We start from the raw sequence: 22,546 nt of genomic DNA, 5'->3' as shown, positions 1-22,546 counted from the left end.
CTCAGGCAAAAGTATTATGAACGACACGCCGGAAACTCAATCTCAGCCCGCGCGCCGCGCCGCCGATTTCGGGATCGATCTCAATCTGATCCCGGACGAATTGGATGTCCCGCTGCGCGCCGAGCAAAAGCCCGATGGCTCCGCCGCGTCGCTCTGGCATCGGACGCAGGCGTCGCCCGGCGCCATGGTCTCGCTCTGGTCGCGAGATACGCGCCTGCGCATCGTGCGCCTGACCGTGCAAAGCGAGGCGGCGTCCTGGAACGGACGCTGGGCGCGCTGGACCTACGCCGTCCGCCGCGCGCCGGAGATCCAGGGCGGGGGCGCTCTCGACGCCCAGGATGTTCTCAGCGAGGACGGTTCGGCGCTGACCCTGCTGCTGCTGCCCGGTGAGCAGCGGTCGGTGACGCTGGAGTTTCTGCCGGTGCTGGACGGCGTGACGCGGACCGGGGATTACCCTTTTACCGTGGTCGTGACGGACGTGGGCGACTCGCGGATAACCGATACGCCCGGCCGGCTGCGCCTGACGCACCCGCCCGCCAGCCTGCTGGATCTGCTGCCCGCCATTTACGCCGGCCCTTCCGTCAGCCCGAACGCTCGTTTTGCGCCCTACGAAGACCCGCCGTTCTTCACGCGCTTTCTGCGCGGCTTTGAAGACGCGAGCGAGCCGCTGCAAAACCTGCTGAACCGCCGCGAGCGGCTTTTCGATTTGCAGCAGACGCCGGCGGATTTCCTGCCGTGGCTGGCCGGCTGGGTTTCGCTGGCGCTCGACGAGAACTGGCCCGAGCTCAAGCGCCGCCGCCTGATCCGCGAAGCCGTGGACCTCTACCGATGGCGCGGCACCCGGCGCGGCCTGTCGCGCTACTTAGAGATCTACACGGGGACGATCCCGCGCATCGAAGACCAGCCGTTCACCGGCATGCGCCTTGGCCCGACGTCTTTGCTGGGCAAGGACACCCTGCTCGGCGGCGTCGGCGCGCACACCTTCGTCGTCACGCTCGCCGTCCCGAACCCGCGCGCGGTCAACGAACGGATCGTGCGCGATATCATTGAAAGCGAAAAGCCCGCGCATGCGGCGTATGATTTGAGGATCGTGCATCGGGCGGAGTGAACGGAATAGCCCTCATCCCCCATTCCCAATCCTGGGAGAAGGGGATGGGGGATGAGGGCCTCCCCTTACAAGGAACAAATATGCCGCTGGAAGAAATTATCACACGGAGCATCACCGGCATCCGGCCGTTCAACGAACTGCCGATCGATGCGGAGATCTGGCGCGAGGCGCATAACCACCACTCGCTGCACCGGCATCTGCACGCCGTCGCCGCGCACCGGCCGGGGATTGTGTTCGGCCTGGAGGTCGTGGCGTCGAAGGTCACGGAGCGCACCATCGTCGTCGCGCCCGGCGTGGCGATCGATTCGAATGGGCAGACGATCGTTCTGGAGCAGCCGGTCTCGTTCACCATTGAGGAGCCGAGGCAGATCTATATCGTGCTGTCGTTCCTGCGCGCCGCCGACCGCAACTCGGCCGTCACGGTAGGCGGGGGGCAGCAGTTCTATCGGGAGGTGGAAGGGCGCGACTTGAAGCAGACGAAAGAGCTGCCGGCGACGCCTTACTTAGAGCTCGCGCGGATCTTTCGCTCCGGCCCGGAAAAGCCTATCCGGGACGCCGCTAAAGCGTTCACGCCGGCGAGCGATGAGATCAACCTGCTCTACCGGCCCATCGCTTTCCCGCACTGCTTCGCGGACATTGGGGTCGGCGAGCTGTCTTATGTGCCCAAAACGGGCGCATCGGCGTGGAACCCGAATCGGGCCGGCCTCTGGAACCTCGTGCGCGAGGGCAATGGGTGTGGCTTCCATCTGGCGTTCACCGGCCCACTCAACCTGCGCGCGCCGTCCTTCGGTCCGGCTGATCCCGCGCTGGTCTATGTCGCCGGCGCTCAAGGCTTCCAGCCGCTCGCCGACGCCGAGGTGGACGGCGTGCGCCGCTATCTCGACTCAGGCGGCCTGCTCTTCGCCGAATCGTGCGGCGGTGAGGAGTTCACGAACAGTTTCCTGGAGCTGGCCGGCAAGCTGGGCGCCGATCTGAAAGACGTCGCCGCCGGCCACCCCCTGCTGATGTCGCATCACGTCTTTTCCGCTCCGCCGGGCGGCCCCAAGGGACGCCTGCAAGCCGACCTGAACGCCGGCGTGATCTTCGGCGACCGCAACTATGGCGGCGCCTGGCAAGGCGACGTCCCCGACCCCGGCGCGGTGGACGCCCGCGAGCGGATCCGGCAAGCGCAGGAGTTCGGATTGAACGTTGTCGCCCTCGCCGCGCAGCGCCGGCGCGTGCGGGAGCTTTCGGGGATGGGGTAATGGGCGGAGCCGCGCGGGGGGCGAGCAAACCCACCTCGGCGCTTCGCGTACTCCTGGGCAAACCCACCCCGGCCCTTCGGGCCACCCCTCCCGCCGGCGGGAAGGGTTTGTAAGATTGCCTCTGACGAAAGTCGCCTGCGATAACACGCTCTTTAATAACCCTTCCCGTCGGCGGGAGGGGTGGCCCGAAGGGCCGGGGTGGGTTTGCCCAGGAGTACGCGAAGGCCGGGGCTGTCCCGCAGCGCGGAGGTGGGCTTGCCGAGGAAGTATGCGCAAAGGCCCAGCTGGCCTCGTCAAGTAGGTTACAACGGCAGGATGAGCAAGTGCATTTAAGGAGATCGAGTTGGCGCTTCCAGTAGATACAGCGGGTGATTCGCAGCCGGCCTTGGTCCGCAATGCGGGCGGCGGGGCGGTGCTGACGGTCGCCGCGGGCGGTCAGATTGAGGCGGAGTGGGATTTTGTGAACGACAGCCCGGATGTCGCGGGATTCCATCTTCAGGCCGAGGGACTGCCGTCGCCGGATTGGGCGACCGGCGTCGGCGAGCCGTGCTCGGCTTGGGCGGCGGCGTCCGGAAGCGGGTGCGTTCGCCTCACGCTGACGCCGCCGCGCGAGGCCGCGCCAGGCGATTATCCGTTTCAGGTATCGATGATCTCCGGGGGCGCGGTGGTCGGCTCCGGCCCGGCGTCGCTGATCCTGCGTGTCACGCCCGCGCGGGTGGAAGTCCCGCCGGTCATGTCGGACCCGGTGGCCGCAGCGGAGACGGTCGCAGCGGAGATCGCGCCCAATACAGAAGCGGACGGGGAGACCGAGGCGGCGCCGGTGAAGCGCGCTCGGAAGCCGGCGGCGAAGAAAGCGGCCGTGCAGTCGCAGACGAATACAGTGGAAGCATCTGTCAGCGCGCCGTCGGTCGTCGCGGAGTCTGCGATCGTGACGCCGGTCGTGATGGAGCCGGTGAACGAGCCGCCGGTCGTGCGCGAGCCCGTCGTCGAAACACCCCTGACGCCGCCACCGCCGGTTGTGGAGGCCAGGCCGATCGTGCGCGAGCCGATCGTGGAGACAATTGCCGTGGCGCGGGAGCCTGTTGCGGAGCCGGTCCTCGAATCGGCGCCGATTGTCACGCCGCCGCCTTCCGTGAAGCCGCCGCCGCAGGAAGACCTGCTGCCGGTGATCGATTACGATCCCAAGCCGCGCCGTGAGGAAGATGAACCGCACGACGAGGACGATGAGGCTGAGCCGGCCGAGCCGTCGATTGTCGATCCTCTGGATGGGACGGTCATCGCGCTTTGCCCGGGCGAGACGAAATGGGTGCGGTTTACCTTCGTCAACGACAGCGCGCAGGAGCGGACGTATATTCTGGACGAGGACCGGTCGCTGGAGCTCGGCTGGATCTCGCTGGTGCAGGATCAGGTCAACCTGACGCGCAACGGTCGTGGGGAAGTCTCCATTCGGCTGACGCCGCCGAAGAACGCCGAACCCGGCGATTATCCGTTTCTGGTGACCGTGGGATTGCAGGGCGGGACGCTCACGCCGGTGTCCCTCGTGCTGTCCGTGCTGGCGACTCCGGCCGTGCGGCTCGCGGCGAAGGCCGCCTCGGTGAGTGTTGGGCCGACCGGGTGCGACGTCGATTTTCCATTGACCGTGGACAGCGCCGGAAACGCCGATACGGCGTTTCGGATCGCGGTGAAGTCGCCGGCGGCCCGTACGAACGCCGCCGAGCCGGCGGCGGGGCCGGAGTTCCTCTACGAAACGGCGCAGTGGCGCTATTTGTTCGACCGGGAACTGGACACCCTGCGTTCGCCGGCGTCGGGACGCGCGCCGCAGCCGATTTCGATCCGTCTGCGTCTGCGCCGCCGGGGGATCTGGTGGTTTGGATTCCGGGAATCCCACACCGTGCGCGTCAGCGCCGCGCCCGTCACGGACCCGTCGAACGGAGGCAAGCCGGGCAATACGGTCGACCTGACCGCGAGCCGCTGGCGTATTCTCCCGTTTCCCTGGTTTGTCTTTGTCCCGATTTTACTGCTGCTGATGATCTATCTTTCCGGCGGCGCGTCGTCGCTGGAGGTTCCGGGGGCGTATCAGGACGAAGCGGGGCAGTACTGGGTGGTGAATCCCGCCGGAGAGAAGAAGGACCTGTCGCTTCACTGGAAAGCGGCTCCGCTGGCGCTGCTGCGCCTCACGGGACAAAACGGAGACAAACCGATCCTGAGCAAAGTCCAGGTCGGCGGCGGAACCTATGACGATCAAGTGGCGGTCAGCAACCAGGATCGTAAGGTGACGAACAATTATCGGATCAGCCGATTGATCGGCGGAGCGGACCGAGACGCGGTGGTTTCGTTCGTGTTCACGCGCGGCGATACGCCGCTGCTGGTCACCGACGCCGTCACGCATCAGCCGCTGACGGGGCCAGATGTGAACCTCGTCGTTCCGTCTCAGGGCTATGCGCGGCTGGACCTGCGCAACATGTCGCCGCAGTCGACGCGGATCGACTGGTGGCTGACCAAGGGGCTGCAGGACACGTCGCCGTTCCAGTTCTCGTATATCAAGAACTCGGGCTCGATCGAGCAGGGCGGGGTGGAGCACTGGCTGATTCGCCGCAATCCCAATGGACCGGCGGGCGCCGCCGACCGAATCGTCTTTGTGACGACCGACGCCAGCCGGCCGGTCGTCTCCGTCAACCTCACGAGCGGGCAGTAAGGAGATCGCCGAATTGAAACTGCTCCATTCCGAAGTCGAAATCGTTCCGGGCCGGCCGGGGATGCGCCCGCCGGTCTGGCCGATCCCGGAGACCCAGCCCATTCCCGGCAGCGCCGTCGTGCGCCTCACGAACACGACCTCGCGCGAGAACGCCTACACGGTCAAGATCCGCTGCGAGGAGCCGTTCTGGCAGGACGGCTGGTGTTCGATCGTCGCGCTCCCCCCCAGCCGCGACAAGGCCGAGAACGCGCCGCCGGCCGGCAAGCCCGACCAGCGCGGTCCGCATGACCGCTGGGTCAAGCTGTATGTCCCGCGCGGCGGGACGCGCGATGTTCTGCTGCGTTTCAGCGTTCCGCAGACGCCCGAGGCGCGGGCGGGGCTTTACCACTATATCGTCGAGGTCGAGACGCAGATTGTCGGCGCCGCCGCGCCGGGCCGGCGCGGCGAGCGCGTGGCGAAGCTGCCGGCGGTCGCGGTGATCCGTCCATTTTATAAATGGGCGATCGACATGGCGCCCGAGCAGCCGCGCGTCGGCCTGCTGCGCCGCACGTCCGAGTTCGAAGTCGTCGTCACGAACGAAAGCAACGACTGGCTCTACTGCGATCTCCAGATCCCCAGGCCGAAGGATTTGCTGCTGGAGGCGCCCGCCGTGCTGCTGGCGGTGCCGCCGCCGGAGCCGGGGGAGATGCTGGGCGGCGCGGACGGCGATGAGCCGCGCATGGGCGTGCAGCGCACCGTACCTTTAAAAGCCGCCACGCGTCTCAAGATCTTCCGAGGTCCGGTCACGGCGCAGTCGATCATGCTCAGCGCGATCCGTGTCGATGCGCCGTCGGTCGCGCCGCCGCTGACCGACGCCTCATACGAAGGGTGGGGCGCCGTGGTCGCGCGCGATACCGACGAATCGCAGCGCCTGCCCGGAGACCGCGCGCTTAACTACTGCCCGCCGATCCCGGCGAAGCTGACCGATTTCTTCACCCGAAGCGACGGCGCCCTGCGCAATCTCATGATGACCGTGATCGGTCTGGTGGTCGGCTTCAACCTGCTCGTCGTGATGTACGAGGACGTCTGGCACAACAATGTCCGCATCGAGCCGCTCAGCACCCAGGTTCAGGCCGGCGGGCTGCTGCCGGTCAAGGGGGAGTGGCTACCGGGATCGAAGATCATGCTGAACGGCGAGGAGACGCCGGTTAAGTATGGGACCGACGTGCACCGCGCCCAGGTAACCGTGCCCAATGACCTGGACGGCAAGAAGGCCCGGCTTTCCGTGCAGCGCTTCGTGCGCTTCCTGCCGTTCTTGACGCCTGTCCTGCCCGCGTCGGCCTCCAACATCGATATCCAGGTCGGCAGTCCCCCGCATGTCGTCGTGCAGGGCAATGCGTTTTTAGCCCTGCCGAGCCGGCAGTTTATGCCCGGCGACGCCCTGGAGCTGCGCGGCGGGGGGCTGTCCCCACAGGGCAAGATTTATTTGGGCGGCGAGCCCGCGACCCCGCTGAAGTGGACCGACGACACCATCACCGTCTCCATTCCGCGCGCCACGCCGCCCGGTCCGCTGTCCGTCGGCGTTTACTCCTCGGACAACAAGCCGATCCTCGCCAGCGGTTCGGTCAACATTGGCGACCCGATGGCCGCCGTGCGCGCCAAGCAGGACGCCGACGCGCAAAAAGCCGCCGCGCAGGCGGCGGCCGACGCGGCGAAGAAGAACGCCGACGCCCAGGCGGCCGCCGAAACCGCCAAGGCGCAGGCTGCGGCGCAGGCGGCCAGCGCCGCCAAAGCGTCCGAGGCGGCGAACCAGCAGGCGCAGAACAACCCGGGGAATCAACAGCTCGCCGCCGAAGCGGCCAAGCAGCGCACGGCGGCCGCACAGGCTGCGGCCGCCGCCGAAATCGCCCGCCGCCGAGCCCAAATGCAAGCCGAGGCCGCCGCGCAGGCGCAGGCGGCCGCCCAGGCCCGCCTTGCGGCCCAGCAGCGCCTCGCCGCCCAGCGCGCCGCCGCGGCCGCCGCCGCAAAGGCCCGGCGCGACGCGCTGGCGCATCAGAACCCGCCCACGCATGTGGTCTCAAATAATGGGAGCGGGGCGACCACCACGACAGGTTCGACGGATCCCGCCAAGTCGATGGATCTGACGCGACAGGGTTACGACCTCAGCAGCCAGGGGCAGTACGCCGACGCCGTCAATCTTCTGCAGCAGGCGGTCCAGCTCGATCCTAACAACAGCAAAGCGCGCGACGGCCTCGTGACCACCCTGAACAATGAGGCGACGGAAGCCGGGCGCAGCCAGCGGTATGACGACGCAATCAAAATGCGCTTGCAGGCGCTGACCGTCAAGCCCGACGATCCTTTCACGAAACACAGTCTCGCGCTCTCATACTACAACAACGGGGTGTCGCTGTATAACAGCGGGCAAAAGAACCAGGCCGCCGATCAGCTAAAACAGTCGCTTAAGTGGGCCTCGCCGGGAGACTCCGTCGCCACGGACGCTCAGAACTTGATCAATCGGATTGGGCGATAGGGCGCTTTGCCGAGCAGCAGGGCCACGCCAAGAAACGAGAAACGCCATGGCGCATAGTTTGATCTTGGCTTCGGTGACGGCCATTCTTAAGAACATTATCGAGAATGGGCTGGTCGATCGGGCCGTCTCCACCAGTATCGGCGGCGATGCGGTTGTGTCGGCGTCGTCGCCGGATCGGATCACGACCGGGGCGGATGAGAAGCCGCAGATCAATTTGTTTCTGTATCACGTGCAGCCGAAGGGGCTTTATTCGCAGAGCCGGCACGCGGAAGGCGATGCGGCGGGCGCGGGGTATCCCACGAATGTCGAGCTGCACTATCTGGTGACGGCGTACGGGGCGCAGGACTTGCAGATCGAAGTGCTTCTTGGGGCGGTGCTGACGCTGCTGAGCGAGCAGGGGACGCTGACTCGCGACGCGATTGCGACGATTTTGAAGACCCTCTCCTCCACGAAGGGCGGGCGAGTGATCAATCCGATGGCGGCGACCCTGGCCGATCCTCAATTGATGGAGCGGCTGGAGCAGATCAAGATCCTGCCGCAGGCGATGAACCTCGACGAAGTTTCGCGGCTGTGGACAACGCTTCAGGCGCGGTTCCGTCCCTCGGCGGTCTATAAAGTCATGGTGGCGATACAAAATGAGCCAGGCGAATCGGTGGCATGAAGAAAATCAGCGGTCGCTGACGGCGGCGCTCGCGCGTGTGCGCGCGGCGCTGGAGCGCCATGTCGCCGTCGCCAAGGGCGGCGAGGCCGTTCCAGAGCTCGCCGAGGGGGACATCTCCGAAGGCGGCTCGGCGCTCGACCATCTCTGCCGCGTTTTCGGCCTGTCGGCGTTTGAGCGCGACACGCTGATGCTTTGCGCCGGCATGGAGCTGTCCGCCGGGTGGGCGGCGCTGTGCGCGTCGGCGCAGGGCGACGCCGCGCGCGCTTATCCCACCTTTAGCCTGGCGCTGGCCGCATTGCCGGACGCCCACTGGAACGCCCTGGCGCCGACGGCGCCGCTGCGCCGCGCGCGTTTGATCGATCTGGGTTCCGGCGGCGCGCTGACCTCCGCGCCGATTCAAATCCAGGAGCGGGTGCTGCACTTTCTGACGGGCGTCGAATCTCCCGAGGAGCGCCTTGCCGGGATGATCGAACCGGTCCGGCGCGCGGGCGATCTGGTTCCGTCCCATCAAGCGCTGGTCGATCAGATCGTCGCGGCCTGGACCGCCTCGAACGGCGGCGATGTCCTGCCCGTCATTCAGCTCTGCGGCGATGACCGAGACGCCAAGTTCGCCGTCGCGCACGCCGCCGCCATCGCCGTGGGGCGGACCCTCAGCGTAATCGCCCCGGACGCCCTTCCCGCGAGCCTGGGGGATTGGGAGCCGATCCTGCGGCTCTGGGAACGCGAAGCCGCGCTCAGCGGCGGCGCGCTGCTCGTGGACTGCGACGATCTCGATGGCTCGGAGACGGCGCGCGGCGCCGCCGTCACACGGCTGATCGAGCGTGCGCCGGGGATCGTGTTTGTCGCCGCGCGCGAGCGGCGAACCCTGCGGGTGCGCCCCGCCGTTTCCTTCGATGTCCGCAAGCCGACCGTCGACGAGCAGCGCGCCCTGTGGCGCGGCGCCTTAGGAGACGCCTACGCGCTGAACGGGCATGTTGAGCTTCTGACGTCGCAGTTCGACATCGGCGCGCGGACAATCCGTACGGCGAGCGCCTCGGCGCTGGCGCAGATCGGGGCCGCCGTCGACGCCGACCCGGCGGCGATCAAACAAGCGCTCTGGGACGCCTGCCGCACGCAGGCGCGTCCGCGCCTGGACGATCTGGCGCAGCGCATTGAGGGCAGCGCCTGCTGGGACGATCTTGTATTGCCTGAGGCCCAGCGGCTGATCCTGCGCGATATCGCCGCCCATGTCCGTCAGCGCGCCACGGTCTATGAGACCTGGGGCTTCGCCGCGCAGGGAACGCGCGGCTTGGGAGTGAGCGCGCTGTTCGCCGGCTCCAGCGGCACCGGCAAGACGATGGCCGCCGAGGTGATCGCGCGTGAGCTGCGACTGGATCTCTATCGCATCGATCTGAGCTCCGTCGTGAGCAAATATATTGGCGAGACGGAGAAGAACTTGAAACGAGTCTTTGACGCCGCCGAAGAGGGCGGGGCGGTGCTGCTGTTCGACGAAGCCGATGCGCTCTTCGGCAAGCGCAGCGAAGTCAAGGACAGCCACGACCGCTACGCCAACATCGAAGTCAGCTATTTGCTTCAGCGCATGGAGTCGTATCGCGGGCTCGCCATTCTCACCACCAACCTGCAAAGCTCGCTGGACACCGCGTTTCTGCGTCGCCTGCGCTTTGTGGTGCAGTTTCCGTTCCCCGATCCCGTACAGCGCGCCGAGATCTGGCGCCGCGTCTTCCCCGCCGGTGCGCCCACCGAGGGGCTGGACGCGCAAAAGCTGGCGCGGCTCACGATGGCGGGCGGCAATATTCGAAACATCGCCCTGAACGCCGCCTTTCTCGCCGCCGATGAGGGGACGCCGATCGGCATGGCGCACGCCCTGCGCGCGGCGCAGTCCGAGTATGCGAAACTCGACAAAACGCTCACGGACTCGGAAGTCGCGGGATGGGTATAATCATCAGAGTGTATCGCGCCGCCGCGTTTCTTTGACGCCGCAATAGGAGCCGGCCATGAGCCAGATGTTGACAAGGTCACGCAAACAAAATGCGCTCGTCCGTGGATCGCTTCCGCGCTCAATGGCTGCGGAGATGAGCCTTCCACGCACGGTTTCCTATGAGCCGTCGCCGCGTGTCGCCGCCTCCCCCGCTGCTTTCTCGCACGACTTCAGCCGCGTTTCCGTCCGCGCTCCGCAGGCGAAGCTGACGGTCAACCAGCCTGGCGACCGTTACGAACAGGAAGCGGATTCCATGGCGGACCGCGTCACGGGCATGCTGGACGCTTCGCCGCTTTCCGCGCCGCCCGCCCTGCAGCGCTGCCCGTGCGAGGATGAAAAGGTGAAACGCAAGGAATCGGTTTCCTCGACGCCGGCGGGAGATGTGAGCGCGGTGGTGGCGGCGGGAACGGCGGGCGGCGGCTTTGGGCTGGACGCCGGCACGCGCGCCGCGATGGAGGCGGGCTTCGGCCATGATTTCGGCCGCGTTCGCGTCCACACCGACGCCCAGGCGTCGCGTTCGGCCGAGATGGTCAGCGCCCGCGCCTATACGCTGGGCAGCGATGTGGTGTTCCGCTCCGGAGAATTTGCTCCCGGCTCCCCGGAAGGCCGCCGTCTTCTGGCGCACGAACTGACCCACGTCGTCCAGCAGGGCGCCGCTTCGTCGCTGAATACGGAAGCTGTCGGCGGCGTGCAGCGGAGCGTGGACCTTTCGCGATCGGACTCCCAGGTGCAGCGCGACGACGAACCCAGCGCATCGCCGCAGGGAACCGATCCCACTGCGGGAACGACCGATTTAGGAAACTGTAATGACAAGATCGACGAAGACGTCGCGCGCTGCGTCGATGAAGTGAATAAAGCGTGCTCGATCAAAGGCGCCGCTGAAGCGGGCATCGGAGCCCTCGCCGGCGCCTTCTTCGGCCCGATCGGCGCCGGCATCGGCGCTGTCGCCGGCGGGGTGTACGGCGCTTATGATTACGGCGACTGCGTCAAGGAGCAGGCGGCGGGCTGCCGCGCGGCCGGCCGCGCGGACAAAAAGAAGTGCGCGGAGAAATTTCAGGACAAGGGTAACGTTATTACCATCCCTGAAGTGACGATTGAAGGCGACGAGAAGCCAAGCAATGTCGTGAATGTTCCGGAAGTGACCATCGAAGGCAAGGCGCCGCCAAGCAACGTCATTAACGTTCCCCCGGTGACGATTGATGACAAGGAGGATTAGGCCGCTCTGCGATCTCGAGATTGGAGCGCCGTGAGGACCGATCGGTCCTCACGGCGTTTCCCATTTTACAGCGCGATTGGGTCCGCCCCGATCACCGTCACGGGGCCGAAGAGGCCGGATGGGATCAGGTGGTCGGTGGCGCTGTAGAATGGCTTGGTGATGGAGGTTAGACGCTGGTCCTGCGGCAGGCCGGCGTCGCCGATCAGCCGGTTGACCCAGGTGTTGGTGACTTTGACGCTCAGTGTGTTCGGCCCCGGCTTGAGAAGGCCGGTGACATCCACGCGGTACGGCGGGGACCAGAGGCAGCCAAGGTCGCGGCCGTTTAAGGTCACGTTGGCGAGACTTTCCAGGTCGCCCAGATCGAGCATGGCGACGCGGCCCGGCTTCAGCCAGGCGGCGGGGATATCGATGGTCTTGTCGTACTCTGCCGCGCCCGAGTAGTATTTGATTCCCGACTCCGGCCGCTGTGTCCAATCGACCAGCGAATCGAACGTTGTGCTCTTCGGACCGCCCCAGCGGGGATCGAAGTGGACGGTCCAGGGGCCTTTCACGGCGACCGGCGCGGGCGCCGACGTCACATGTTTGACCGTCGTTTTCCCCGATGCGCGGGTGATCTGGAAGGATCCCGGCGCCCAGGTGATTAGCTTTGCCTGCCCGTTCGCGCCGGTCGCCACTTTGAACCTGGACGCGCGATATTCCCCCGTTCCCAATTCCAGGGCGGCGCCCTCCGGGATGCTGACCGTGCCGGGAACGCCGCCGAGGGTGTATTCGACGGTCGCGGATTTCACGATGTTGGGCGCCGGGTCGCCGCCCGCAAAGTCGTTGCCGATGGCCGCCTCAATCTCGTTGTCCACAACCAGACTCGCGAGTTTGGAGGTGATATCGACCGTCGGACCATGTCCCGCGATGTCGCCGTAGATCGCCTTCGTGATCTTCAGCGGACGCGTCGCCGCTGCCGCGCTGCTGGGCTCCGCCATGGCGACGGACGTGAGATGGTTTTTCGACGCCGGCTTGCGAAACACCACGAACAAGCTCTGTGCGGGATCCAAATGCAGGGCGACGCGGGTGTTGCCGGCGGCGTCCGTACTCCATACGGGGGCGTCGCTGACGGTCCCTTTTTGCGGATCCCAGATCTCCGGCTGCTTGCCCGAAACCCGGAACGTGACGTTGGTGGTGATCGCTCCCGCCGCCTGGCTGGAGAGGAAATAGGAGTCGGCGCCGCCAATGCGCCGGTGCAGGTAGCGCAGTCGCCCGCCGTGGGAGTCCGCCGCGAAGTCCGGCGCGATGCGCAGATCGCTGAGGACGGCGCCGGAGTTCTTGAAGTCCCCGGTCCAGTAGATCCATCCCTTGCCGACTTTGTTCTTGATCGTCGTCTTCCCGTCGATCGGTCCCCACAGCGTTTCCGTCAGCTTGGCGAGTTTTTCCTCATTCTCAGCATAATCGTTCAGGCCGAGCGTGTGGATGGGGCGCGGCCCGAAGATGATCGCGCCGTCGCGCGCCAGGGCTTCGATCTTCTCCAGGACCGGCAATGAGATGTTCTGCGAGTTCGGCAGGGCGAGGATCCGGTAGCGCTGGCCGCTCGGCAGGACGAGCGCGCCATTCTGAACGCTTACGCTGCTCATCATCAAATCTCGGTCGATCTCATCGCTCGCATAGCCGATCGGCGGATCGTAAAGCGACTGACTTCCGTTTCCCTCTTCCCCCTCATACGCCAGGATGTCTCCAATGAAGCGGCCCTGCCGCAGCATGGACCCGCAGCGGGCTAAGTAGGCGAAGTAGTCTTTGCCGGATTCGTACCACGTGTTGTTCCGGTTCTGGAAGATGCCGTAATCCCAGGTCATGCCGGGAGCGCGTCCGTCGGTCCAGGGCTGATGCGCGCCGGAGTGGAAGTAAAAGAGGTTGACGCCGGCGGCCATGATGTTGTCGCCCTCGCGCTTCATCCTCCATGGCGTGGCGTCGAAGTAGTTGCCGCCCGCCGTGAACGACTCCGCTCCCACCACCGACTTTCCGTAGAGATGCGCGGCGGACGCCACTTGCTTGGCCTGCCGGGCGTCGCCCACGCCGGGGTACCAGAACTCGCTCATCGGCATGTCCGCAAGGCCTGATGACCGCACGGTGTCGAATGTCCCGTTTCCGTAGGCCTCGACCTGCGATTTCAGACCATGCTTGTGAAGCAGTTCGGTGAAGTAGCCATAGTAATTTGTGTTCCACAGATCGGCGATGGCGCGTGTGAAGTCGTACTGGAAGCGGCTCGTCTGCTCTGGCGACTCGACTGTCCTGCCCGTCATCGTGATCAGCCAGGGAGTGATATCGTAACCCTTGCGCGCCTTGAACTCCGCCGGCATGGCGTCCGTCCAGTTTTGCGGACCGGTCTCGTAACTATCGAGAAGCGACCAGTTGACGGGTTTGCCGGGGATGGTCGCGCTTGCCTCCATGACCTTGTCGAAGAAGGCGGCGAAGTGGCGTTCGAGAGGAGGACGACTGAGCTTATCCGTTTCCAGGCCAATGCCATACTTGGACGCCGGATGATTCGTAATGCCGATGGCCGTATAGCCGATGCGAATAATCGTCCAGTTTCCGGCGGGAGGAGTCCACGCCAGCGCGCCATCCGCGCTCATTTTGGACGTCACATCGATAATATCCGCCTTTTTGACCGTACCCTTGGCGTCGCCGGTCGATGGGAACGCCAGCACCGCCACGTCGCGATAGTACCCAAGGCGTGTTTCCGGCTGCGGAAGCTTATCCGTGATGGGCGTTCCGCCCGGCGCCTGAACTTCCCGCCAGCAGAGATCCTTCATCGAATCCTCCGGCTTGACCCACGGACCGCCGCTGGAGCTCCACCCCTCGCAGTTCTCGACGCCGAGATCCAGCCCTAGCCGTCCCGCTTCGCTCATAGCGAACTTCGTATCGTCCCACCAAAGCGGCGAATTGAAATGCACCGGACCTTCGGGCGCGTAATCCCCCAAAACGCAGATCGTCCCGCCGCCGATCCCCACGCGCTTCATCGCCTCCAGATCGGCGGTGATCCCCGCTTTGGAGATATTGCCATTGATCCAATGCCACCATACTTGCGGCCGGGCCGAAGGCGGGGGACTCAGAAACGACTTGCTCAGCGCATCGGCGGGCGCTTGCGCCAAGACCGGAGCGGGGACGGCGCCGTTCGCCAGCAGGAGAAGCGCGGCGGCCGCGCTCATTTGCGTGAGCCTTGCGCCGGAACGGAACGATCTTGCACGAAACGGTTTCTTCACGATGATGGCCTTCCGGGGTGCGAAAATAAATCCATATAAAATCCAATATGCGATTGGAGTTAGTATGGATTATTGCTTCCTATATTACCCGGTGAGCGAACGTTTTCGTAATCGCCTCCCGAAAGCAGTTGTGATTCTCGGGAACGACCGAACCGTTCTATGCCAGATGGATGCCTAGTCAATTTCCAGCTTTGGCATGGATTACCTCATCCCAATTAACCGTGCGTTTCACAGAGGCTAGCCTCTTCTTATGCAGCAGCCTGGCGCGTTGTGTGCGTTTCTCGCTGAGCTCCACGGCGCGCTTCTGAATAACCGCCTGCCGTATCCACTCCGCCTTGAGACGCTTTTGCTCCGCCAGAAACGGCTGTACTTCTTGCAGTGTTGCAGGACGGTCGCCAGAACCACCACATCCACAAGAACTGAAGATGTAGCCGTTGTTGTAAAGCTGCTCGACCTTTTGCCACTGTTTGACATCGGCTTGCCGAGGCGCCTTGAAATCCTTGCCCATATTTGCCATCGGCGTTTTGCATTGCGGACATCGAAAGTCGCGAGATTTTGTGTCCACCGTCGACCGCGCCATTTCTTGCTCTGCTGGCTGGCGAAACATCTTTTGGCATTTGAAGCACGCGAAATGTCTTTTGTAGATGTGTTGGGCGTAACGGCACATATGGCGGCCTCACGATGGGAGTATGAAATTACGTGATAGTAGAAAAGAGAGATCGGACGCCGATAAGGGACACAGCGGGAAGCCCTGTTTTCGATTTGGGTGACACTGTGATTGTCATGACTTTATTGTACCGTAACGATTTGATCGATAACTTACCGTTTCAAAGTATCGAGAATTCTCCTCTGTCTTTTTTGAGAAGAGCCGTTGGCGAAAGTGTAGGGAACAGCGCTGGCGTCACCCGGTGGGATTGGCCGCGGCGATCGGCGAGAGCCTTGGCTTGGTTACCGTCTCGACGAGATCGTGGAGGCCAATCGCTGCTTGGAGGAGAACAAAGCAGGCGGGAAGATCGTAGTATTGACGTAACCCAGATCAAAAGGAGCTTTCTATGAACGGTATCAATGAGGCCGCAGCGCCGAGCGGCGAAGGCTGCGCGGAATGCCTCGCAAACGGCGGATGGTGGCTGCACCTGCGCCGGTGCGCGGAGTGCGGGCATATCGGCTGCTGCGACAACTCACCCAGCCAGCACGCCTCGCATCATCACGCCGAAACTGGGCATCCGATTATCACGAGCTTCGAGCCGGAGGAGAACTGGTTTTACGACTATCGGACGCGCGAATATCTCGAAGGGCCGCCCTTGGCCCCGCCGGACGCCCATCCGGTGAGCCAGCCTGTTCCTGGCCCACAGGGAAAAGTACCCCACAATTGGCAATCGCTGCTGCACAAATAGCGGTTTTCTCTGGAGCGATAGATGTAAAATCCTCAGCCGCCCGCGTTACCGAAGCGCGCCATCGGAGATGCTCCGATGGCGCCACTCACGGCTTCAAAACATTCGCTAACGATTTTTTCAATTTTTGTTGACAAACGGTCGAAGTGCTGATACAATGTCCTCGTAACCAACGCGTGTAGCCAACGCGTGTAGGCAGAGAGATTTTCGATAGCGAGATTTGTTTTCTATTGTCTGATTAGGATATTCCATGTTACTGAATAAGCGTCCAACCAGAGACGATGTTGCGCGAGCCGCCGGTGTATCCGGATGGACAGTCTCCCATGTTCTTAGCGGCAGCAGCCTGGCGAGCATTCGTGAAGAAACGAGAGTTCGCGTGCTCGCCGCCGCGGAAGAGATTGGATACCGACCCAACAACACCGCGCGGGCTTTGGTGACGGGACGGTTCAGCAGCATTGCATTCTGGATGTGTTTCGATTATTCGCAGCATCGCGCCCAGGTTCTGCATCGTATGAAGCAGCAAATGGCGGGATCGGGTTTCGAGATCATCATTCGCGATCTCGATGGGGATAAGGATCGTGGTCCCAGCTCCCCGCAAACATCTTATCTGCCGGTGGACGGCATTATCGCGCTGGATACGCCGGCCACCGGTCCGACATTTGCGCGGATCAATCCCTCCGCGTCCGTTCCGTTCGTGAGCATGGGCGGATACTGGACGGGGGAGCGAGACTTTGTCGGCGTGGACCTCTACTCCGGGACGGTGGACGCCATCACGCATCTCATCGAAACGGGGCGTCGTAACATCGTGTATGTCACGCCGCTGCCCGATGGAAATGAAGACGCGCGCATGACGGCCTATGAGAAGACGATGCGTGAGGCCGGTTTGGAGACGCGCTGCCTCTGGCTTCCCGACTTATCGCTCTCCTCGGTGCGAAAGGCCGCCAATGAGTATCTGCAAAACCCGTCGAACAAAACCGATGCGCTGTTCTGCCATAACGATGATGTGGCGCTGGGGGCGTATCGAGCGATCTGTGACATCGGCGCCTCCGTGGGACACGATATCGCATTGATTGGGTGCGACGGCATTGAAGAATGCGACTATCTTGCGTGCCCCATCACGACCATCAGTCAGCCGATTGCGGAGATGTGCACTCTCGCCTGGGAGTTCCTCTCCCGGCGGATCCAGGAGCCTGATTGCCCATTGCAGCAGCGGATCCTCAAGCCGAAACTGGCGATCCGCGCTTCGACACAACCGTAGCGGACCCGAAAGGAGGGGAGCAGTTATTGAGAAGCCCGCAAGGGCCGACCGAAATTTGAGAGGTGGATCGATCATCCTCCTAACGCAGAGTTTGTATGTTTTTCTTTTTGTTGGAATACTAACTTCGGAGGTGGGCAATGTCAGATAATAATATCGTTTCACGACGCACGGTCAACACTAAGTATGGCTTCACACTCATTGAATTGCTCGTGGTAATAGCAATTATCGCTATTCTTGCGGCGATTCTCTTCCCGGTCTTCGCCAAGGCGCGTGAGAAGGCGCGGCAGATTAGCTGTCTTTCCAACATGAAGCAGCTGGGACTCGGGTTTACCCAGTACTGTCAGGACAACGATGAAAAGAATCCCAATGGGATCAACATCTATGCGCCGGGCGGAAACGGATGGGCCGGCGAAGTTTATCCTTACGTCAAGAGCATACAGGTGTTCAAGTGTCCCGATGACAGCACCGGCAACCAGGTCTTTATTTCGTATGCCTATAATAGCAATAACACTATCCCTTCAGGCGATGTCACCAAGGGCGTCGACAGTTATACGGTCGCTCAGTACAATTCGCCGTCCAAAACGGTGCTGCTGGGTGAGGTGAAGGGCAATTCTTACGCGGCCGGCGACACCTCCTGGAGTCCGGCGGGCGGCGGCGGCGAGACCACCTACGGCAACGGCAGCAACGGCGCCTCGCCTGCGGGCTTTGGCGTACGCGCCTGGGGATCAGACACCACGAATCTTGGCGGCGCGGGCGGTTACACCTCGCCGCCGACTCTGAAGTGGACGACGGGCTACATGCGCAACACCACCTCCGCCGACTACTCCACGTACGATCAGCCGACAGGACGCCATACCGACGGCTCCAACTTCCTGCTGGCGGACTGCCACGCGAAGTTCCTGCGCGGAACCGCCGTCTCGGCGGGCCTCAACAATCCCACGGCGACGGACTGCAACACCGCGCTGGCGCAGAGCGCCAACGGCGAGGGAACCATGGCCGCCGGCACCGAGTGCAGTGACGGCGCGACTGCGGCGACGTTCAGCTTGCAGTAATCGCGGTCTATCACATCCTGCGCTCAGAATTGCCTTCTGGGCGCAGGGCGAAATTTTGATACCAGAATGAGCCCGGCGAATGATGCATTTTGCCGATTTTATGACGCAAAACCTTAGCGGATTTCGTAGTAAGGCCAGCGAATGAATTCGCGCCTAAAAGTACGGTCACCCGCCTTCGCGGGTTCAGAAACGTGATCGTAAACGCTTGATTATGTGCCGTAGGCTCCTAAGTCCACGAAGGTGGACGGCCGTACTTATAGGCGCGAATTCATTCGCCGGCTTCTGACTCATCCAGATCGTTCTCTATAATCACTCGTGCGGGAGCAATAAGAATGAAGTTTCACTGGCCGCGAATGATCGTGCTGGGATTGGCGGCCGCCTGCCTCGGATGTGCTCCCATGAGCCGGGGCCAAGGCCAACTCGTTCACCTGAATCCTGGCCCAGGTCCGCTGGATAACCCCTTGAAGGGGTGGTGCACATATACGACGGCGGGACCGATCCATCAGCCGTATTCGATGGTTTACCAGTACGCCTCATGGAAAGATCTGGAGCCGCGCGAAGGCGATTACCAGTTCGACGCCTGGGAGAAGCGCGCCTGGAATATTCCGAGCGCCGCTGGGAAGCGAGTTGTCTTTCGCGTCTACCTGGATTATCCCAGTCTGCCCTCGGGCGTGCCCGATTGGGTTGTCGCCAAAGGCGTGCAGATGCGGAAATACACGGAAGAGGGCGGGGGGCTTTCGCCGGATTACGAAAATCCGATTTTGATCTCTAATCTGGAGCGCCTGATCGCCGCTCTGGGCAAACGCTATGACCACGATCCGCGTGTCGCCTTTGTGACGGTGGGAACCCTCGGTTTTTGGGGCGAATGGCACACTTACCCGCGCACGGAACTGTTCGCGTCGCCGGCCACGCAGCAGCGGATTGTGGACGCTTACCGGCGCGCCTTCCCGGACAAGCAACTTCAGGCGCGTTACCCGGACGGCGTCACTGGCGCGCAGGGCTGGCTCGGTTATCACGACGATATGTTCCCGTCCGACACGACCGGACCGGATACGTGGATGTTTTTGCCGAAGATGGAGCGTTCGGGACGGACGGATAATTGGAAGGCGGCGCCGATTGGCGGCGAGATGGAGCCGGGGGCGGCCAATCGATGGCTGGGCGCCGACTTCGCCCGCACCATGGCGGCTGTGGAAAAGGCGCATATGACGTGGGTGGGGCCTTACAGCCCGGCGATCGCTCCAAACACTTCCCCGGAATTCCTCGCAAATTGTCAGGCGATGGTCCGCCGCATGGGATATCAGTTTTCTTTGCGCACGGTGCAGGCGTCGGTGACGGGCAAGTCTTCCCGTTCGCTGCGGGTCGTCATTGAGGGAGAAAATCAGGGAGTGGCGCCGTTCTATTATCGCTGGCCCGTGCGGCTCGCGCTGATCGGCGCGAATCACCAGGTGGCCCAGACGCTATCCACCGATGCGGACATCCGAGCTTGGCGGCCGGGGCCGTTTACGCTGAGTGCGACGCAGACGGTTCACCTCCTGCCCGGGGCTTATCGGTTGGGACTGGGCGTCATCGATCCGATGACCGGCCGTCCGGGCGTTAAATTCGCCAACACATTGCCAGGCGACAACGGATGGACGATTCTTACGAATGTTCGCGTACCTTAGCGACGCCATGGACAGGAGCGGAAGCAGAATGACATTGATCGATCTCAGAGAGACCGAAGTATCGCCGAGCGATACGAATACGCGCCGGATCGCGCTGCGGCCGGGCGAATATTGGTGGGGCGGAGTGGTGGAGGACGGCGCCAAGATGCCGTTTCGCGACCGATTTTACCACTGCGACATGACCCATAATATTCGGGGAAACCAGGCGACGCCGCTGCTCATCTCCAGCCATGGACGTTTCGTTTGGAGCGAGCAGCCGCTGCGGTTCACGTTCGACGAACGGGACGGCGGGCTAACGGTCGCAAGCGACGGCGCGGAGCTCGTATTTGAGGAAGGGCATGACGACCTCGCGGGAGCGTACCGCTCCGCCTGCCGGCGCTTCTTTCTCCCGAGCGGCCAGCTGCCGGACCCTCTGAACTTTCTGGCCCCGCAGTACAATTCCTGGATCGAGATGCAGTACGAGCCGACTCAAAGCAAGGTGCTGGAGTACGCCCGGGGCATTCGGGAATGCGGGTTTCCCCCGGGCGTTCTGATGATCGATGACAACTGGTTCGAGCACCACGGCGATTGGCGCTTCCACACCGGCCGGTTTCCCGATCCGGGCGCCATGGTGCGCCAGCTTCACGACGACGGATTTCGTGTGATGCTCTGGATCAGTCCGTTTATCAGCCCGGACTGCGGCGTTTATCGCGAATTGGAGCGGAAAAATCTGCTGGTGCTGGACGCGCATGGGGCGCCGATCGTGCGCGCCTGGTGGAATGGGCAAAGCGCGATGCTCGATCTCAGTAATCCCAGCGCTGTCCAGTGGCTCACACGCCGTCTGGATCATCTGGTGGCTGCGTACGGTGTCGACGGCTTTAAATTCGATGCGGGCGATCCTGAGTACATCCGCGCCGAAGATGTCCTGCACGGGTCCATGGATGCGCTTGGCTACTGTCAGGCGTGGGCGGAGATCGGCCTGAACTATCGCTTCAATGAGTATCGCGCGTGCTGGAAGCTCGCCGGCCAGCCGTTGGTGCAGCGCCTGCGTGACCGACTGCACACCTGGGGATCGGGCGGCCTGGCGGATATCGTCCCGAACGGATTGGCCCAGGGGCTCGCCGGCTATGGCTTCACCTGCCCGGACATGGTGGGGGGAGGGGACATTGGGTCGTTTAGCGGCGACGACTTCCAGGTCGATCAGGAGCTGTTTGTCCGCACCCTTCAGGCGTCCCTGCTGTTCCCGATCGTCCAGTTTTCCCTCGCGCCCTGGCGGGTGCTCGACGCCGAACATCTGCGTTATTGCCGCGACGCCGTACAGCTTCGCCAGAGCCTTGCGCCGGAGATCCTTGCTCTGGCCGAGCGCTCGGCGCGTACGGGCGAGCCGATCTTGCGCCATATGAGCTATGTCTTTCCGCACGCCGATTTAGAGAGCGTTCAGGATCAATTCTTATTGGGCGACTCGATCCTGGTGGCTCCCGTTACGGAGCAGGGCGCGCGAAGCCGCCGTGTTGCGTTCCCTGATGGCTCATGGCGTGCGGAGCACGGAGAGGTAATCGAGGGTCCGTGCGTGCAAACCGTGGACGCCCCGCTCGGTCGCCTCCCATGGTTTCGCCGTGTCTCCCAATGATTGGGAAGACCGCGCTCGTTCGGTGAGGAATCCATAAAGACATGAAGAAGGGATTAGTCGGTTATGCGTTCATCAGCCCATGGATTTTAGGGTTCCTGATGTTCACGGCGTATCCATTTCTGAGCAGCATCGTGCTGTCGTTTACTCGGTACAACATCGTCACCCCGCCGGTCTGGGTCGGCGGCGCCAACTATCGGACACTGGCGCACGGCGACCCGCTATTCTGGGCTTCCCTGGGCGTGACCGTGAAGTTCGCCATGATGGCCGTTCCGCTGAGCGTCGCCGCCGGCGTTGGGCTTGCGTTGCTGCTCAATCTGGACATTCGCGGGATCAGCCTCTATCGAACGATCTTCTTTATCCCGTCCATCTTGCCGTCGGTGGCGACCTCCGTCGTGTTCTTATGGCTGCTCAATCCCGAGATCGGCCTGGTGAACCGCCTGCTGCGAGCCGTCGGAATTGCAGGACCGGAGTGGCTGCAAAGTCCGCAGTGGGCGCTTCCCAGCCTCGTTCTGATGTCGCTGTGGGGCGTGGGCGGCAGTATGGTGATCTACCTGGCGGGGCTCAAGGATATCCCGGTCTATCTTTATGAGGCGGCTCTGATCGATGGCGCGACTCCATGGCAGCGCTTGCGAAATGTCACGCTGCCGATGCTCTCGCCCGTAATCTTCTTCAACGTGATTATGGGAGTGATCGGCGTCTTCCAGTACTTCACCGAAGCCTTCATCATGACCCAGGGCGGCCCGGAGGACAGCACGCATTTCTACGCGCTCTACTTATTTGAGAGGGCCTGGCACTATCTGGACATGGGCTACGCCAGCGCCATGGGTTGGGTGCTGTTCCTGATCATTATCAGCATCACGGGCTTGCTGTTCTGGTCGCAGCGCCGCTGGGTCCATTATGAGGGATAACCAGCAGC

15 protein-coding genes are annotated in these 22,546 nt (G+C 63.2%); 13 read left to right on the top strand and 2 right to left on the bottom strand.

Features of this window, described 5'->3' with window-relative positions; translation table 11 throughout:
- The first annotated feature begins 16 nt into the window (after positions 1–16).
- From D5261_RS31835 to D5261_RS31805, 7 genes are all read left to right on the top strand, one after another.
- Complete coding sequence (locus D5261_RS31835; RefSeq protein ID WP_119321796.1) at positions 17–1,108, top strand: phage tail protein; 1,092 nt, start codon at positions 17–19, stop codon at positions 1,106–1,108.
- Positions 1,109–1,188: 80 nt separating this feature from the next.
- Positions 1,189–2,352 (top strand): DUF4159 domain-containing protein, encoded by a 1,164-nt coding sequence (locus D5261_RS31830; RefSeq protein ID WP_165864245.1) that lies wholly within the window; start codon positions 1,189–1,191, stop codon positions 2,350–2,352.
- Positions 2,353–2,695: 343 nt separating this feature from the next.
- Entirely contained in the window at positions 2,696–5,047 is a 2,352-nt protein-coding gene (locus tag D5261_RS31825) for a COG1470 family protein (protein WP_119321794.1), read from the top strand.
- 13 nt (positions 5,048–5,060) lie between these two features.
- Entirely contained in the window at positions 5,061–7,556 is a 2,496-nt protein-coding gene (locus D5261_RS31820) for a hypothetical protein (protein ID WP_119321793.1), read from the top strand.
- Positions 7,557–7,602: 46 nt separating this feature from the next.
- The gene (locus tag D5261_RS31815) at positions 7,603–8,217 is read left to right on the top strand and encodes a Pvc16 family protein (RefSeq protein ID WP_119321792.1); all 615 of its coding nucleotides are present in this window, start codon (positions 7,603–7,605) and stop codon (positions 8,215–8,217) included.
- Entirely contained in the window at positions 8,192–10,156 is a 1,965-nt protein-coding gene (locus tag D5261_RS31810) for an ATP-binding protein (RefSeq protein WP_119321791.1), read from the top strand. The genes D5261_RS31815 and D5261_RS31810 overlap by 26 nt, the downstream gene beginning before the upstream one ends.
- A gap of 55 nt (positions 10,157–10,211) precedes the next feature.
- Positions 10,212–11,411: an eCIS core domain-containing protein gene (locus tag D5261_RS31805; RefSeq protein WP_218025605.1), complete on the top strand. Its 1,200-nt coding sequence runs from the start codon at positions 10,212–10,214 to the stop codon at positions 11,409–11,411.
- Between the two features lie 65 nt (positions 11,412–11,476).
- Here the strand turns inward: D5261_RS31805 and D5261_RS31800 are convergent, their stop codons facing one another.
- Both D5261_RS31800 and D5261_RS31795 read right to left on the bottom strand, forming a co-directional pair.
- On the bottom strand, positions 11,477–14,605 hold the full coding sequence (locus D5261_RS31800) for a glycosyl hydrolase (protein ID WP_119321790.1): 3,129 nt from the start codon (positions 14,603–14,605) through the stop codon (positions 11,477–11,479).
- 232 nt (positions 14,606–14,837) lie between these two features.
- Positions 14,838–15,239 (bottom strand): hypothetical protein, encoded by a 402-nt coding sequence (locus D5261_RS31795; RefSeq protein WP_301002368.1) that lies wholly within the window; start codon positions 15,237–15,239, stop codon positions 14,838–14,840.
- A 472-nt stretch (positions 15,240–15,711) separates the two neighbouring features.
- Between D5261_RS31795 and D5261_RS31790 the strand changes: the two genes are divergently transcribed.
- From D5261_RS31790 to D5261_RS31765, 6 genes are all read left to right on the top strand, one after another.
- Positions 15,712–16,053 carry a UBP-type zinc finger domain-containing protein gene (locus tag D5261_RS31790; protein WP_119321788.1) on the top strand — a complete coding sequence of 114 codons (342 nt, stop codon included), beginning with the start codon at positions 15,712–15,714 and terminating at the stop codon, positions 16,051–16,053.
- Positions 16,054–16,300: 247 nt separating this feature from the next.
- The gene (locus tag D5261_RS31785; protein ID WP_119321787.1) at positions 16,301–17,308 is read left to right on the top strand and encodes a LacI family DNA-binding transcriptional regulator; all 1,008 of its coding nucleotides are present in this window, start codon (positions 16,301–16,303) and stop codon (positions 17,306–17,308) included.
- A gap of 137 nt (positions 17,309–17,445) precedes the next feature.
- The gene (locus D5261_RS31780) at positions 17,446–18,360 is read left to right on the top strand and encodes a DUF1559 family PulG-like putative transporter (protein WP_119321786.1); all 915 of its coding nucleotides are present in this window, start codon (positions 17,446–17,448) and stop codon (positions 18,358–18,360) included.
- A gap of 332 nt (positions 18,361–18,692) precedes the next feature.
- Positions 18,693–20,021, top strand: coding sequence for a DUF4832 domain-containing protein (locus D5261_RS31775; protein WP_119321785.1), 1,329 nt, complete (start codon positions 18,693–18,695; stop codon positions 20,019–20,021).
- Between the two features lie 28 nt (positions 20,022–20,049).
- Positions 20,050–21,630, top strand: a complete 1,581-nt coding sequence (locus D5261_RS31770; RefSeq protein WP_119321784.1) for a glycoside hydrolase family 31 protein — start codon at positions 20,050–20,052, stop codon at positions 21,628–21,630.
- A 41-nt stretch (positions 21,631–21,671) separates the two neighbouring features.
- Positions 21,672–22,538, top strand: coding sequence for a carbohydrate ABC transporter permease (locus D5261_RS31765; protein ID WP_119321783.1), 867 nt, complete (start codon positions 21,672–21,674; stop codon positions 22,536–22,538).
- Positions 22,539–22,546 lie beyond the last annotated feature (8 nt).

The sequence above is a fragment of the Capsulimonas corticalis genome (assembly GCF_003574315.2).
GTDB lineage: Bacteria > Armatimonadota > Armatimonadia > Armatimonadales > Capsulimonadaceae > Capsulimonas > Capsulimonas corticalis.
Note: the sequence above shows the minus strand (reverse complement) of the source record. Positions and strands in the feature narration are given on the sequence as shown.